Genomic DNA, 13,746 nt, shown 5'->3' with positions numbered 1-13,746 from the left:
GACGGCCGACGTGATCGTACGGATGTGGGAGGTACGCGCCGAGCGTGCCGGCTTCGCCGACCTGATCTCCTGGGTCTGCGACACGGCCCTGCCCGAGCTGGAACACGACCCGATGCACATCTCCAGCGAGGTCTTCTCCTCCACCGACAACCGGCTGGTGGTCATCTCGAAGTGGCGGGCCAACCCGGTCTCGCTGCCCGACCCGCCGGCCCGGATGCTCGCCCGTACCCCGCACGTCTGGGACTTCACCCAGGTCGACCGCTGAACCGAAGCCGCGGAAAACCCGTGGCAATCGTGGCGATTGGTTCCATAGCGTCACCCTGATGCGCCCCCTACCCGTCCCCGACCCGGGTGTGCCCGACCGGCGTTCGGCGACCAGGTTCCTGCTCTGGCTCGCCGCGCGGATCTGGCCCACCCTCGGCTGGGGGATGGGACTGGCCGTGGTCGCCTTCGTCGGCCAGGCCCTGATGCCGGCCGTACTGGGCAGGGCGATCGACGCCGGCCTGATCGCCCGGGACACCGACGCGCTGCTGCGGTGGGGGCTGGTGCTGCTCTCCCTCGGCGTCGCCCAGGCGATCGTCGGGATCGTCCGGCACCGGTTCGCCACCTTCAACTGGCTGGCCGGGGCGTACCGGACGGTGCAGATCACCGTCGACCACGCCAACCGGCTCGGCGCGACCCTGCCCAAGCGGCTCGCCACCGGCGAGGTGGTCAGCATCGGCACCGCCGACATCAACCACATCGGCGGCGCGCTCGACATCCTCTCCCGGGGCACCGGCTCGCTCTTCGCGGTGCTCACCATCACCGTGATCCTGCTCGCCACCTCCGTCCCGCTCGGCCTGGTGGTGGTGCTCGGGGTACCGGTGCTGATGGCGGTGGTCGCCGTGCTCATCCGGCCACTGCATCGGCGGCAGGAGGCGTACCGGGACCAGCAGGCGACCCTGACCACCCGGGCCAGCGACATCGTCGCCGGGCTACGGGTGCTGCGCGGGGTCGGCGGCGAGGCGGTCTTCTCGGCACGGTACCGGGCGGAGTCGCAGGCGCTGCGGCACGGCGGCGTACGGGTGGCCCGGGTGGAGGCGCTGCTGGAGGCAACCCAGGTCCTGATGCCCGGCATCTTCCTGGTGCTGGTCACCTGGCTCGGCGCCCGGTTCGCCCTCCGGGGCGAGATCACCGTCGGGCAGCTCGTCTCCTTCTACGGCTACACCGTCTTCCTGATCGGTCCACTCCGGATGCTGACCGAGCTGATCGACCGGATCACCCGGGGGCACGTCTCGGCTCGTCGGGTGGTCTCCATGCTCGACCTGCGACCGGGGATCACCGATCCGGAGCATCCGGTCGCGCTGCCGGACGGCCCCGGTGAGCTGGTCGACGTCGAGTCCGGGGTGACGGTGCGGCCGGGCCGGCTGACCGCGCTCGCCGCCGCCGCGCCGCAGGACGCGGTCGCCATCGCCGACCGGCTCGGCCGGTACGTCGACAGCGAGGCGACGCTGCGCGGCGTACCCCTGCGGAAGCTGACGCTGGGCACGGTCCGGCGGCGGATCATGGTGGCCGACAACGACGCGCGGCTCTTCTCCGGGCCGCTCCGGGCGGAGCTGGACCCGCACGACCGGGCCGACGACGCGACGATCGCGGCGGCCCTGGACGCGGCGAGCGCCACCGACATCGTGGCGGCGCTGCCGGGCGGGCTGGCCGGCCGGGTCGCCGAGCGGGGCCGCGAGTTCTCCGGCGGGCAGCAGCAGCGGTTGCGGCTGGTCCGGGCCCTGGTCGCCGACCCGGAGATCCTCATCCTGGTCGAGCCGACCAGCGCGGTCGACGCGCACACCGAGGCGCGGATCGCGGACCGGCTCGGCCCGGCCCGGCGCGGCCGGACCACCCTGGTCTGCACCACCAGCCCACTGGTGCTGGACCGGGCCGACCACGTGGTCCTGGTCTCCGACGGCAAGGCGGTGGCGGAGGGCGGGCACCGCGAACTGCTCGACACCGAGCCGCGCTACGCCGCCGTCGTGACCCGCAGCGAGGAGGACTGTGACCCGCAGCGAGGAGGACTAAGGTGACAGCCCGCGACTCGCTGCCGATCGCCGACCCGGCGCAGGTGCGACGGTACGCCCGCGGCCTGGTCCGCCGGCATCCCCGCGCGCTGGCCGGTGCGCTCGGGCTGCACGCGCTCGCCGCGGTCACCGGCCTGGCCGCGCCGCGCCTCCTCGGTGACCTGGTCGAGGCGATCTCCCAGGGCACCGGCACGGTGACCGTGGACCGGATCGCGCTGGCGATCGCCGGCTTCGTGCTGGCGCAGGCGGTGCTGGTCAGGTTCGCCCACTTCGCCTCGGCCCGGCTCGGCGAGCGGGTCCTCGCCGAGCTGCGGGAGGAGTTCGTGGACCGGATCCTGGCCATCCCGCTCTCCACCGTGGAGCGGGCCGGCACCGGCGACCTGCTGACCCGGAGCAGCCGGGACGTCGCCGCGCTGTCCCGGTCGGTCCGGTTCGCCGTGCCGGAGACGCTGATCGCCGTCGTCACGGTCTGCGCCGTGGTCGGCGCGGTGCTGCTGACCGATCCGCTGCTCATCCTGCCCGCCCTCGTCGCGGTGCCGATCCTGGTCCCGGCCACCCGCTGGTACCTGCGCCGGGCCGGGACCGGCTATCTCGCGGAGAACGCCGCCTACTCCGACATCACCGACGGGATCAGCGAGACCGTGGAGGGGTCCCGGACCACCGAGGCGCTCCGGCAGCAGGCCCGGCGCCGGGCCCGTACCGACGCCGACATCCGCCGGTCGTACGCGGCCGAGCGCTACACCCTCTTCCTGCGTACCGTCTTCTTTCCGCTGGCCGAGACCGGCTACGTACTGCCGGTCGTCGCGACCCTGGTCTTCGGCGGCTGGTTCTACGTCGAGGGCTGGGTGACGCTCGGCGAGGTCACCGCGGCCACCCTCTACGTGCAGCAGTTGATGGACCCGGTCGACCGGCTGCTCTCCTGGCTGGACGAGGTGCAGGTCGGCGGCGCGTCGCTGGCCCGGCTGCTCGGCGTGGCCCAACGTCCCGGGGACGCGCCGGCCGCCGGGGCGGCCACGACGGCCCGGCCGGCGGACCAGCGGCTCGTCGTCGACGACGTGCGGTACGCCTACCAGCCGGGGCGGGACGTGCTGCACGGCGTCAGCCTCGCCCTGGCGCCGGGGGAGCGGCTGGCCATGGTGGGCCCGTCCGGGGCCGGCAAGTCGACGCTGGGCCGGCTGCTCGCCGGGATCCACCAGCCGGGCAGCGGCTCGGTCACCGTGGGCGGTGTCCCGCTCGCCGATCTGCCGCTGGCCGATCTGCGTACCGAGGTCGCGCTGGTGACGCAGGAGCACCACGTCTTCATCGGTACGCTCCGCGACAACCTCAGGATGGTCCGGCCGGACGCCGACGACGACCGGGTACGCGCCGCGCTCGCCGCCGTCGACGCGCTGGACTGGGCGGAGCAGCTTCCGGCCGGGCTGGAGACCGAGGTCGGCTCGGGTGGCCATCCGCTCTCCGCCGCCCAGGCGCAGCAGCTCGCGCTCGCCCGGCTGGTCCTCGCCGACCCGCACACCCTGGTACTCGACGAGGCCACCTCGTTGCTCGACCCCCGGGCGGCCCGGCACCTGGAGCGGTCGCTGGCCGCCGTGCTGCGCGGCCGTACGGTGATCGCGATCGCCCACCGGCTGCACTCGGCGCACGATGCCGACCGGGTCGCGGTGGTGGAGGAGGGCCGGATCACCGAGCTGGGCCCGCACGCCGAACTGGTCGCCGCCGACGGCTCGTACGCGGCACTCTGGCGCTCCTGGCACGGTGACCGCCGCTGAGCCGATCGCCACGGACCTCTTGCAAAGAACTCTTTGCAAGAATAGCGTTGCAAACATGTCTGCGGATGAAGTCCGGCTGAACCCGACCTCGCTGCGTGGCCTCGCCCACCCGCTGCGGGTCCGGATCCTCAACACGCTGCGGGAGCACGGTCCCGCCACGGCCACCCTGCTCGCCGAGCGGCTCAACCAGTCCACCGGCGCCACCAGCTACCACCTGCGGCAACTCGCCCAGTACGGCTTCGTGGTCGAGGAGCCCGGGCGGGGCGCCGGGCGGGAACGGTGGTGGCGGGCCGCGCACCGGAACACCCGACTCGACAGCGAGGTCGGCCGGGACGCCCTCCCCGACGTCGAGACGTACCTGCGATCCGTCGCCGCGCTCTACGCCGAGCGGGTCGACCGGTGGCTGAACGAGTTGACCAACCTGCCGGCGGAGTGGGAGGGGACGTCCACGCTGAGCAACTGGCAGCTCCGGTTGACCCCGGAAGAGGCGCGGGAGTTCTCCGACGCGCTGACCGCGCTGATCGGGCGGTACCGCCGCGACGAGCCCGGCGTGACGGCGCCCGAGGACGCCGAGCCCTTCGTGGTGCAGGCGCAGCTGCTGCCCTTCGTCCGGCGCAACCACCACCGGCGGCCGGAGGACGACCGCCCGACGGAGGACGGCCGGGCGCCGGAGTCGGCGGACTGATGACCCGCAACCGCCGGCCGTTGGTCGGACTGCTGGTCGCCGAGGGAATCTCCCTGGTCGGCAGCCGGATGAGCATGGTGGCGCTGCCCTGGTTCGCCCTGCTGGTCACCGGCAGCGCCGCCAGGACCGGCCTGGTGGCGTTCGCCGAGATGCTGCCGTACGTGCTGGCCTGCGCCCTCGGCGGCCCGCTGATCGACCGGATCGGCGCCCGCCGGACCAGCATCGTCGCCGACCTGGGCAGCGCGGTGGCGGTGGCCGCCGTACCGCTGCTGCACCTGGCCGGTGCGCTCGACTTCGGCACGCTGCTCGGCCTCGTCGCCGTGGCCGGGCTGCTGCGCGGGTTCGGCGACACCGCCAAGCGGGTGGTGTTCCCGGAGACGGTGGCGGCGGCGGAGATCCCGATGACCCGGGCGACGAGCCTGCACGACGGGCTCAGCCGGCTCGGTACCCTGCTCGGCGCGCCCCTGGCCGGGCTGTTGATCGCCATCCTCGACGCCCCGCTGGTGCTGCTCCTCGACGCGGCGACCTTCCTGCTCTCGGCGGCGGTGCTCGCGGCCGCCGTACCGGCCCGGGACCGTGCCGACAGGACGGAAGAGTCCACGGTGGAGCCGACCACTGTGGAGGACGAGCAGGAGTCGTACCTGAGCGCGCTGCGCGGCGGCCTGCGTTACCTGCGGCGGGACCGGCTGGTGCACGGCATCGTGCTGATGCTGCTCGTCACCAACCTGGCCGACGCGGCGTACACCTCGGTGCTCACCCCGGTCTGGGCCAGCGAGGTGATCCGGTCGTCGACCGCGCTCGGCCTGCTCACCGCGAGTTTCGCCCTGGGCGCGGTGCTTGGCAACGTCGTCTTCACCGTCGTGGCGGACCGGGTGCCGAGGTTCGCCGTCTTCGCGGTCGGCTTCCTGCTCGCCGGGGCGCCCCGGTTCGTCGCGCTCGCCCTGCTGGACCGGCTCTGGGTGATCTATCTGATCTCGTTCGTCGCCGGGGTCTCCGTCGCGGCCGTCAACCCGATCCTGGGCGCCGTGAGCTTCGAACGGATTCCCGAGCGGCTCCGGGCCCGGGTGCTCGGGCTGGTGCACGCGGCAGCCTGGGCCGGCATCCCGCTCGGCGGGCTGCTCGGCGGGCTCGCCGTGCAGGAACTGCGGCTGCCGGTCGCCTGCCTGGTCTTCGCGGTGGCGTACCTGCTGGTCACGCTCATGCCGTTCGTGATGCCGGTCTGGCGCGGGCTCGACCGGCCGCCGACCCCGCCGGCCGAGCCGGCGGCGACGACGCCGGCCGGGCCGGAACTTACGGACGCACCGCGCCGATGATCTGGCCGATCCGCTCCGGCGAGGTCTCCGAACGCTGGTACTCGGGGCGGCTCAGCACGCCACCCATCCGGGGTACCGGGTTGCGGTGCGTCGCCGGGCCGTCCGAGCTGACCCGGGCGGTGAAGTGGTATTCGTCGGCGCCGGTGGCGGCGACGATCCGGGCGATGTTCCGCTCGTTGATCCCGCCGCCGGCCATCACCGCGATCCGGCCGGCGGCCTTGCCGACCAGGTCGGCGATGAGCGGAGCACCGGCCAGCGCGGTCTCCTCCTGACCCGAGGTGAGCACCCGGGGGATGCCCAGCTCGATCAGCTGCTCCAGCGCCTCGAACGGGTCCCGGACCATGTCGAAGGCCCGGTGGAAGGTGACGCTGGCACCGTCGGAGGCCTCGAGCAGCCGCCGCATGGTCGGCAGGTCGAGGTCGCCCTCCGGGGTCAGCGCACCGATCACGATGCCGTGCGCGCCGACCGTCACCGCCGCCTGCACGTCGCGGACCATCGCGTCGACCTCGTACGGGGAGTAGATGAAGTCCCCGCCCCGGGGCCGTACCAGCACGTGCACCCGGATCCGCTCGACGTGCCGCAGGGCCAGCTCGATGGTGCCGATGCTGGGGGTCAGCCCGCCCTCGAACAGTCCCGCGCAGAGTTCCACCCGGTCGGCGCCGGCCCGCTCCGCCGCCAGCGTCCCCTCGACGCTGTCGACACAGATCTCGAACGTGCTCATGCCAGCCTTTCCGATGACCGAACCAGGTTCTTGACAACCCGAACCACCAGGGCCATCCAAGGGTGCCCGATCGGTCCGGGCAACCGCATGTGGGAAAGAACGCCTTCGGCGGCCGGTCCGGCGGGGCGGAACGTGACGCCCGGGGCGGGACGGGACGAAGCGCTCAGCGGGTGATCTCCATGAAGGTCACCAGCAGCAGCAGGGTGGCGACGGCGACGGCGAAGACGATCAGCAGCTCCCGCCGGCTTCCGGTGCCGCCGCCGACCGGCTCGGCGACCTCCGGCGCCGCCGGCAGATCCCGGGTGACGGTGGCCAGCTCCCCGAGGGTACGGGCGGTGTAGACCGCACCGACCCGCTCGGAGAACTCCTCCAGGCTCAACCTGCCCTGCTCGGTGTGCCGTTGCAGGTCGGCGACCACCCGTTGCCGATCCGAGTCGGAGGCGCGCAGTTGCCCGTCCACGCCGGACAGCGTACGCCCCGGTGCCCGGTCAGCCCGCGTCGAGCGGGTCGGCGAGCAGGTGCTCGAAGGCCAGTTCCGCGGCACCGACCAGCGCACCGTCCTCGCCCAGTTGCGGGGTACGCAGTCGCACCTGCTCGCGCGGGGTGGGCAGGGCCAGCGAGTTGAGCCGGCTACGCACCCGGGCCGCCGCCGCGAGGTAGACGTCCCGGAGGGTGCCGCCGAAGATGACCACACCCGGGTTGAAGATGTTGATCAGATTCGCCACCCCGAACCCGAGCCAGTCGCCGACCTGCCGGACCGCCGCCTGGGCGTTCGCGTCACCCCGGGCGGCCGCGTCGACCACCCGCAGGGCGGCCTCCCGGCCCACGGCCTCACCCCGGCCGGCCGCCAGCAGCAGGGCGTACTCGCCGATCTCGGTCTCCCAGCAGCCGTACGAGCCGCAGCCGCACGGACTTCCGCCGGGGTTGACCACCATGTGCCCGACCTCGCCGGCGTAACCGCCCTGCCCGGTCAGCCGCCGCCCGCCGACGATGATCCCGGCGTCGATGCCGACGTCCCGGTGCAGGTAGATGACGTCGTCGTAGCCGCTGGCCGCACCCCGGGCGTGCTCGGCGACCGCGCTGGCGTCGGCGGCGTTGCTGACCAGCACCGGGCGCTCCTGCGGCAGCAGTTCACCGAGCGCCTCGGCCAGTCGCTTGTCCAGCTCGCCGCCGCCGGCCCAGGCGGCGCTCTCCGGCCGGATGTGCACCGCGCCGTCCGGGCGGCGCAACCGGCCGCAGACCGCCACGCCGCTGCCGACGTAGACCGAGCCGTCCGGTACCGCCTGGTGCATCTCCTTCACGAAGCCGGCCAGCAGCGGCAGGCTCTCCACCGCCGGCAGCCCCGGCGGCCGCTCGGCCTGCCGGCGGTCGAGTACGACCCCGCCCAGCCCGATCCGGGCGGCCCGCAACCGGTCCACCTCGACGCTGTACGCGTACGCGAAGACCCGCCCCGACTCGGGCCGGACGACCAGCGACGGCCGTCCGGCCCGCCCGGTCTCCCGGGGTGCCCGTTCGCTGACCAGCCCGGCGGCGGCCAGTTCGGCGGTGAGGGCGCCGATGGTGCTCCGGTTCAGCCCGAGCGAGGTGGTCAGCTCCGCCCGGGAGGTCGCTCCGTGGATGTGCACGTACCGCAGCAGCGCGCCGAGATTCTGCCGGCGAATCTCCTCCTGGCTCGGCCCCGCGCGCATCGTGCCCCTTATCGGTTACCGGTCGCTGCGGCCCGGCGTCGGGAGAGGGCGTCCACACTGGCCGCGAGCAGCAGCACCAGTCCGGTCACCACGAAGGTGAAGCCGGAACTGCGGCCGAGCAGCCCCATCCCGTTGTCGATGACCGCGATCACCGCGCCGCCGAGCACCGCGTCCACGATCCGGCCCTTGCCACCGAAGAGGCTGGTGCCGCCGATCACCGCCGCGCCGACCGCGTAGAGCAGGACCTTACTGCCCCCGGTGTTGGCGTCGACCGAGGTGGCCCGGCTGGCCGCCACGATGCCGCCGATCGCCGCCATCGAGGAGCAGATCACGAAGACCGAGATCCGGATCCGGTCCACGTTGATGCCGGCCCGCCGGGCCGCCTCGCGGTTGCCGCCGACCGCGTAGACGTGCCGGCCGTACGCGGTGCGTTGCAGTACGAAGGTGAGCACGACCAGCAGGACGACGATGATCGGCACCACGATCGGTACGCCCTTGAGCGAGACGAGCACGTTGCGGCTGCGTTCCAGGTTCAGCAGGTAGACGGCGGTACCGGCGATCACCGCCAGCGCCCCGATCCGGATCAGCACCACGGCGAGCGGCTCGGTGACCAGCCCGAGCGCGCTGCGCTTGCGGTGCCGGATCAGCTGCACGGCGGCGTAGCCGGCCACGCCGAGCAGGGTCAGCGCCCAGCCGAGCCACGGCGGCATGTTCCGGTTGGCGATCGCCACCAGCACCTCGTCCCGGACGGAGACGTTGGTGCCGCCCTTGATCAGCAGCAGCACGATGCCCTGGAAGGCGAGGAACGCCGCGAGGGTGACCACGAAGGACGGGATGCCGACCTTGGCCACCAGGAAGCCGATCACCAGCCCGATCACCACGCCGGTGACGAGCGCGGCGGCGACGGCGACGTACCAGGGATAGCCCTGGAGGGTGACGAGCTGGGCCAGCACCGCCGCGCAGACCCCGCTGGCGAAGCCGGCGGAGAGGTCGATCTCGCCGAGCAGCAGGACGAAGACCAGCCCCATCGCGATCAGCGTCACCGCCGCGCCCTGGGTGAAGAGGTTGGCGAAGTTCCCCTCGGTCATGAAGTTCGGGCGCAGCGCGGCGAAGACGACGCAGAGCACGATCACACCGAGTACGGCCGGCAGCGCGCCCATGTCGCCGCCGCGTACCCGGGCCAGGTAGTCCCGGAAGTGGCTGCCGACCGTGGGCACCGGCGCGGCCGGCACCTCGACCGGCGGCACCACGATGGTGGGAGGGGCGGCGCTCATCTGTCGACTCCTGCGCTCGTCGTCTCGGTGCTGGGTGGGGTGTCGTGCTTGCCGTTGCCGTTGCCGTTCTCGCCGGTCAGCCCGAGGCCGCCGCTGCGTCCGGCGGTGATCAGCTCGACCACCTGGGCGTGCGTGACGTCGCTGGTCCGCAGCTGCGCGACCATCTGCCCGAGGTAGAGCATGGCGATCTGGTCGGAGACGGCGAAGACGTCGTTCATGTTGTGCGAGATGAGCACGACGGCGAGACCGTTGTCGGCCAGCCGGCGGACCAGTTCGAGCACCTGGGCGGTCTGCGCCACGCCCAGTGCGGCGGTCGGTTCGTCGAGGATGACGACCCGGCTGTTCCAGAGCACGGCCTTGGCGATCGCCACGGTCTGCCGTTGCCCGCCGGAGAGGCTGGAGACGTGCTGCCGCAGCGACTTCACGGTCCGCACGGAGAGCCCGGCCAGGGTCTCGGCGGCCATCTGCTCCATGGTGGGCTCGTCGAGGACGAGGCCGCTGCGCTTCTCCCGGCCGAGGAACATGTTCTGCACGATGTCGAGGTTGTCGCAGAGCGCGAGGTCCTGGTAGACGACCTCGATGCCGAGGGTGGCGGCGTCCCGGGGGTTGTGGATCTGCACCGGTCGGCCCTCGAAGAGGATCTCGCCGCCGTCGGCCGAGTGGATCCCGGCTACGCACTTGACGAGGGTGGACTTGCCGGCGCCGTTGTCACCGACGAGTGCGGTCACCTCGCCGGGGTTGACCGACAGGTCGACGTCGCGGAGGACCTGGACGGGACCGAAACTCTTGTCGATCCCGCGCAGCTCCAGCAGGGGTGTCGCGGACACGGGTTGGTCTCCTTTACGCGGGTGTCCGGTGGCGGGTGCCGATCGCGGGGTGTCCGATCACGGGTCCGGTCCAGTTCTCTGGGGCGGCGAGGACGCCGCCCGGTACGGATGGTTCCGTACCGGGCGGCGTCTCGGCGGGGCGGTCGAGCCCGCTGCCGTCGTACGGTCAGCTCACGCCGGCCTCGGTGCAGGCGGCGGCGAAGGCGTCCTTGCAGAGCTCTTCCTTGGTGACGTAGCCGTCGGCGACGACGTCCTTGACGTTCTCCTTGTAGATGGCCTTCGGCTCCAGCAGCACGGCCGGCACGTCCCGGTTGCCCTCCGGGTCCCGGACGGTGGTGGGTGCGGCCTTCTTCTCGCCCTTGGCCAGCGCGATCGCCAGCTCGGCGGCCGCGTCGGCCTCCTGCTTGACCGCCTTGTAGACGGTCATGCACTGGTCACCGACGAGGATGTTCTGCAGGCCCTGCACGGTGGCGTCCTGGCCGGTCACCGGAACCTTGCCGTTGAGCTTGTTCCGCTTCAGCACGGAGATGACCGCGTTGCCCAGCCCGTCGTTCGCGGCCAGTACGCCGTCGATCTTGCCGTTCTGCTGGGTCATCATCTGCTCGAAGATCGTGCCGGCCTGGGCGTTGTCCCAGGCGGGTACCCACTGGTCGGGGCCCTTGACGTACTCCTTGGAGTCGTACTTGGCCTTCAGCACGCCGTCGTAGCCGTTCTTGAAGAGCGTGGCGTTGTTGTCGGTCTCCGAGCCGTTCAGTTCGGCGATGACCGGGTTCTTGGCGCCCTTGTCGGTCAGGCACTTGACCAGACCCTCGCCCTGGAGCTTGCCGACGGCCTCGTTGTCGAAGCTGACGTAGTACTCGGCCGAGCCGCCGAGGGTCAGCCGGTCGTAGTCGATGGTGGGTACGCCCTGGCTCTTGGCCTTGTCCAGCACCGCCTTGCCGGTGCCGGAGTCCAGGTTGACGATCATCAGGACGGTGACGCCCTCGGTCAGCATCTGGTCGGCGAGGGTCTGGAACTGCGCCTTGTCGCCCTGGGCGTTCTGGATGGTGTGCTTGACGCCGGCCGCGTCGAACGCCGCCTCCAGGTATTTGCGGTCCGCGGTCTCCCAGCGGACCGAGGAGGCGCTGTCCGGAAGGATGACGCCGATCTTCGGCTCGGGGGTGTTACCGCTGCCGTCGCCGGAATCGTCGCCGCAGGCGGCGAGGCCGCCCGTGGTCAGCAGGCCCACGGCGGCGATGGTGAGGATCCCTCTGCGCATTGCACGGGTCCTTTCGGGGTGGGTGTGGTGTCTCGGGTTCCAGCGGTGGTACGCCTGGACGGTCGTCGTGCGGCCCGTGGCCTCCCCCCGTTGGGCTGCCTGGATAGCGGCTCCGCCGGGTCGCGCTTCGGCGGGGCGTCGGTGGGCCGTGGCGATCGCCCGCCTCACTTTTGTTGTGTCCGGCAACGTATTGCGCGAAGACTCCTCGGGGCAAGGTCACCGAGGCCACGAGTTTGTTGTTGGCGATAACAATTCGGCAACGTGACCGACATCCCGGGATCGGCCGGTGGCGATACGCCGGAAATGATCGATCCTGCGGCGGCCCGGACGGACCGCCCGGACCGCCGGCCGAGGGCGTGGACCGGGCGACCGAGGACGGGGATCAGGGTGCGGCGACCGGCGCGGTGGTGGCCGAGGTGAGCCGGATCAGGTCGGCCGGGGCGAGTTCGAGTTGCAGCCCCCGGCGGCCCGCCGAGACGTAGATGGTGGGGAAGCGCTCGGCCGAGGCGTCGACCACGGTACGCAGCGCCTTGCGCTGCCCCAGCGGACTGATCCCGCCCCGGACGTAGCCGGTGGTCCGCTCGGCCAGCGTCCGGTCGGCCAGCGTCGCCCGCTTGCCGCCGACCGCCGTCGCCAGCGTCTTCAGGTCGAGTTCCCCGGTGACCGGTACCACCGCCACGGTCAGCACCCCGTCGACGCTGGCGACCAGCGACTTGAAGACCCGCTCCGGCGGTACGCCCAGCGCCGCCGCCACCTCGGCGCCGTAGTTCGGCGTCTCCGGCGCGACGTCGTACGGGTGCAGCGTGTGCGGGATCCGCTGCCGCGTCAGCAGCGCGGTCGCCGGTGTGCCCCTGCCCGCCACGGTCCGCACCCTACCCGGTCGACGCCGCCGGTTCCGGGGCCGGCACCGGACGGCAGAGCAGCACGGTAGGTGCGTCGGCGACCCGGGTCAGCACCAGGCTGACCGGCAGCGAGCCGGTCAGCCGCAGGTCGCGGCGGAGCCGCTCCGGCTCCAGCGCCGAACCCCGCTTCAGGATCTCCACCCGCCCGACGTCGAGGTCGCGCAGCCGGGTACGCAGCCGCTTCAGCGAGAAGGGCAGCGACTCGAGCACCTCCAGGCACCGGGCGTACGGGGTGGGCCGGGCGGCGTCGGCGTAGACGTACGCGATCTCGGGGTCGGCGAGGGTGCCGTCGACCGTACCGGCGAACTCGGCCACCAGGTGCGCCCGGACCACCGCCGGGTCCGGGTCGTAGAGGAAGCGCCGGACCGGGCCGACCGGGGCCCGGCGGGTCCCGTCCCCGGTCAGCTCGTGCACCGCCGTCCCGGCCAGCAGGGTGGCCCGACGGGGTGCGGCGGCGAGCGGGCCGGACCAGACGGTCGCCTCGACCAGGTCGCCGTCGACGCTGACCCACTCGCCCTCGGCGCTGGCCGGCAGCAGCCGGTGGTCGATCCCGGGCGCCACCTTGAAGACCGTCCGGGGCACCCGGTCGGCGAGGCCGAGCAGGAAGTCCCAGGGCGGGGAGTAGGCGGCCGGGTCGAAGATCCGCCGGCCGGTGCCGGCCCGGCGCCGGGCCGGGTCGCAGAAGACCGCGTCGACCGGGTCGTCGACGGCGGTCAGGTCGAACCGGGTCGCGTCGCCGAGCGTGACGGTGAACCGGTCCGCCACCCCGGCCGCCTCGGCGTTCGCGGCGGCCATCGCCGCGGTGACCGGGTCCGCCTCCACGCCGTACACCCGGATGCCGGCCCGGGCGGCGGCGAGCGCGTCGGCGCCGAGACCGCAGCCGAGGTCGACCAGGGTGGCCACCCCGGCGGCGCGCAGCCGGGCGGCCCGCCGGGCCGCGACCCCGGCCCGGGTGGCCTGCTCCAGCCCGGCCCGGGTGAAGAACATCCGGGCCGCCGCCGGGCCGAACTTGGCGGTCGCCCGGCGCCGCAGCTCGGCCTGGGTCAGCGCGGCGGCGGCCAGCCCCGGGGGTACCCCGGCCGAGCGCAGCGCGGCCGCCGCGCCCAGCGGGTCGCCGCCGGCCAGCTCGGCGGCGGTGGCCAGCGCGGTTGACCCGTCCGGGGTACGCAGCGCGGCGAGCTGCTCGACGTCCACCGGAGCATTGTGCCGGCCGGGGGCGGTCCCGGGCGTGTCGGGTTGGCACTCTCCTTGACGGAGTGCT

At 73.0% G+C, this 13,746-nt stretch carries 13 protein-coding genes; 5 read left to right on the top strand and 8 right to left on the bottom strand.

The features are described 5' to 3' along the window. Nucleotides 1–10: 10 nt before the first annotated feature. The 5 genes from C6W10_RS24225 to C6W10_RS24205 are packed head-to-tail and all read left to right on the top strand — an operon-like array spanning nucleotide 11 to nucleotide 5,815. A complete protein-coding gene (locus C6W10_RS24225; RefSeq protein ID WP_107264243.1) occupies nucleotides 11–265 on the top strand; it encodes a hypothetical protein in 255 nt (84 codons plus the stop codon). 58 nt (nucleotides 266–323) lie between these two features. After that, nucleotides 324–2,057 (top strand): ABC transporter ATP-binding protein, encoded by a 1,734-nt coding sequence (locus C6W10_RS24220; RefSeq protein ID WP_107260780.1) that lies wholly within the window; start codon nucleotides 324–326, stop codon nucleotides 2,055–2,057. Further along, on the top strand, nucleotides 2,054–3,817 hold the full coding sequence (locus C6W10_RS24215) for an ABC transporter ATP-binding protein (RefSeq protein WP_107260778.1): 1,764 nt from the start codon (nucleotides 2,054–2,056) through the stop codon (nucleotides 3,815–3,817). Before C6W10_RS24220 ends, C6W10_RS24215 begins: the two co-directional genes overlap by 4 nt. A 55-nt stretch (nucleotides 3,818–3,872) precedes the next feature. Further along, entirely contained in the window at nucleotides 3,873–4,502 is a 630-nt protein-coding gene (locus C6W10_RS24210) for a winged helix-turn-helix domain-containing protein (protein ID WP_107260777.1), read from the top strand. After that, a complete protein-coding gene (locus C6W10_RS24205; RefSeq protein WP_107260775.1) occupies nucleotides 4,502–5,815 on the top strand; it encodes an MFS transporter in 1,314 nt (437 codons plus the stop codon). Before C6W10_RS24210 ends, C6W10_RS24205 begins: the two co-directional genes overlap by 1 nt. Here C6W10_RS24205 and C6W10_RS24200 read toward each other — a convergent pair. From C6W10_RS24200 to C6W10_RS24165, 8 genes are all read right to left on the bottom strand, one after another. After that, nucleotides 5,793–6,536, bottom strand: a complete 744-nt coding sequence (locus C6W10_RS24200; RefSeq protein ID WP_107260773.1) for a copper homeostasis protein CutC — start codon at nucleotides 6,534–6,536, stop codon at nucleotides 5,793–5,795. The genes C6W10_RS24205 and C6W10_RS24200 overlap by 23 nt on opposite strands. A 163-nt stretch (nucleotides 6,537–6,699) precedes the next feature. Beyond that, nucleotides 6,700–6,996, bottom strand: coding sequence for a DUF1707 domain-containing protein (locus C6W10_RS24195; protein ID WP_107260772.1), 297 nt, complete (start codon nucleotides 6,994–6,996; stop codon nucleotides 6,700–6,702). Nucleotides 6,997–7,024: 28 nt separating this feature from the next. Further along, nucleotides 7,025–8,224 carry an ROK family transcriptional regulator gene (locus tag C6W10_RS24190; RefSeq protein WP_107260770.1) on the bottom strand — a complete coding sequence of 400 codons (1,200 nt, stop codon included), beginning with the start codon at nucleotides 8,222–8,224 and terminating at the stop codon, nucleotides 7,025–7,027. A gap of 8 nt (nucleotides 8,225–8,232) precedes the next feature. Next, complete coding sequence (locus C6W10_RS24185; protein ID WP_107260768.1) at nucleotides 8,233–9,498, bottom strand: sugar ABC transporter permease; 1,266 nt, start codon at nucleotides 9,496–9,498, stop codon at nucleotides 8,233–8,235. Then, on the bottom strand, nucleotides 9,495–10,325 hold the full coding sequence (locus C6W10_RS24180) for an ATP-binding cassette domain-containing protein (protein WP_107260766.1): 831 nt from the start codon (nucleotides 10,323–10,325) through the stop codon (nucleotides 9,495–9,497). The genes C6W10_RS24185 and C6W10_RS24180 overlap by 4 nt, the downstream gene beginning before the upstream one ends. Nucleotides 10,326–10,491: 166 nt before the next feature. Beyond that, entirely contained in the window at nucleotides 10,492–11,583 is a 1,092-nt protein-coding gene (locus tag C6W10_RS24175; protein WP_107260764.1) for a sugar ABC transporter substrate-binding protein, read from the bottom strand. A gap of 382 nt (nucleotides 11,584–11,965) precedes the next feature. Beyond that, nucleotides 11,966–12,445 carry a Cys-tRNA(Pro) deacylase gene (gene ybaK / locus C6W10_RS24170; protein ID WP_107264242.1) on the bottom strand — a complete coding sequence of 160 codons (480 nt, stop codon included), beginning with the start codon at nucleotides 12,443–12,445 and terminating at the stop codon, nucleotides 11,966–11,968. Nucleotides 12,446–12,455: 10 nt separating this feature from the next. Further along, entirely contained in the window at nucleotides 12,456–13,679 is a 1,224-nt protein-coding gene (locus C6W10_RS24165) for a methyltransferase domain-containing protein (protein WP_107260762.1), read from the bottom strand. Nucleotides 13,680–13,746: the final 67 nt, after the last annotated feature.

Origin of the sequence: Plantactinospora sp. BB1 (genome assembly GCF_003030385.1) — a bacterium.
Taxonomy (GTDB): Bacteria; Actinomycetota; Actinomycetes; order Mycobacteriales; family Micromonosporaceae; genus Plantactinospora.
This window is presented reverse-complemented; position numbering and strand designations above follow the sequence as displayed.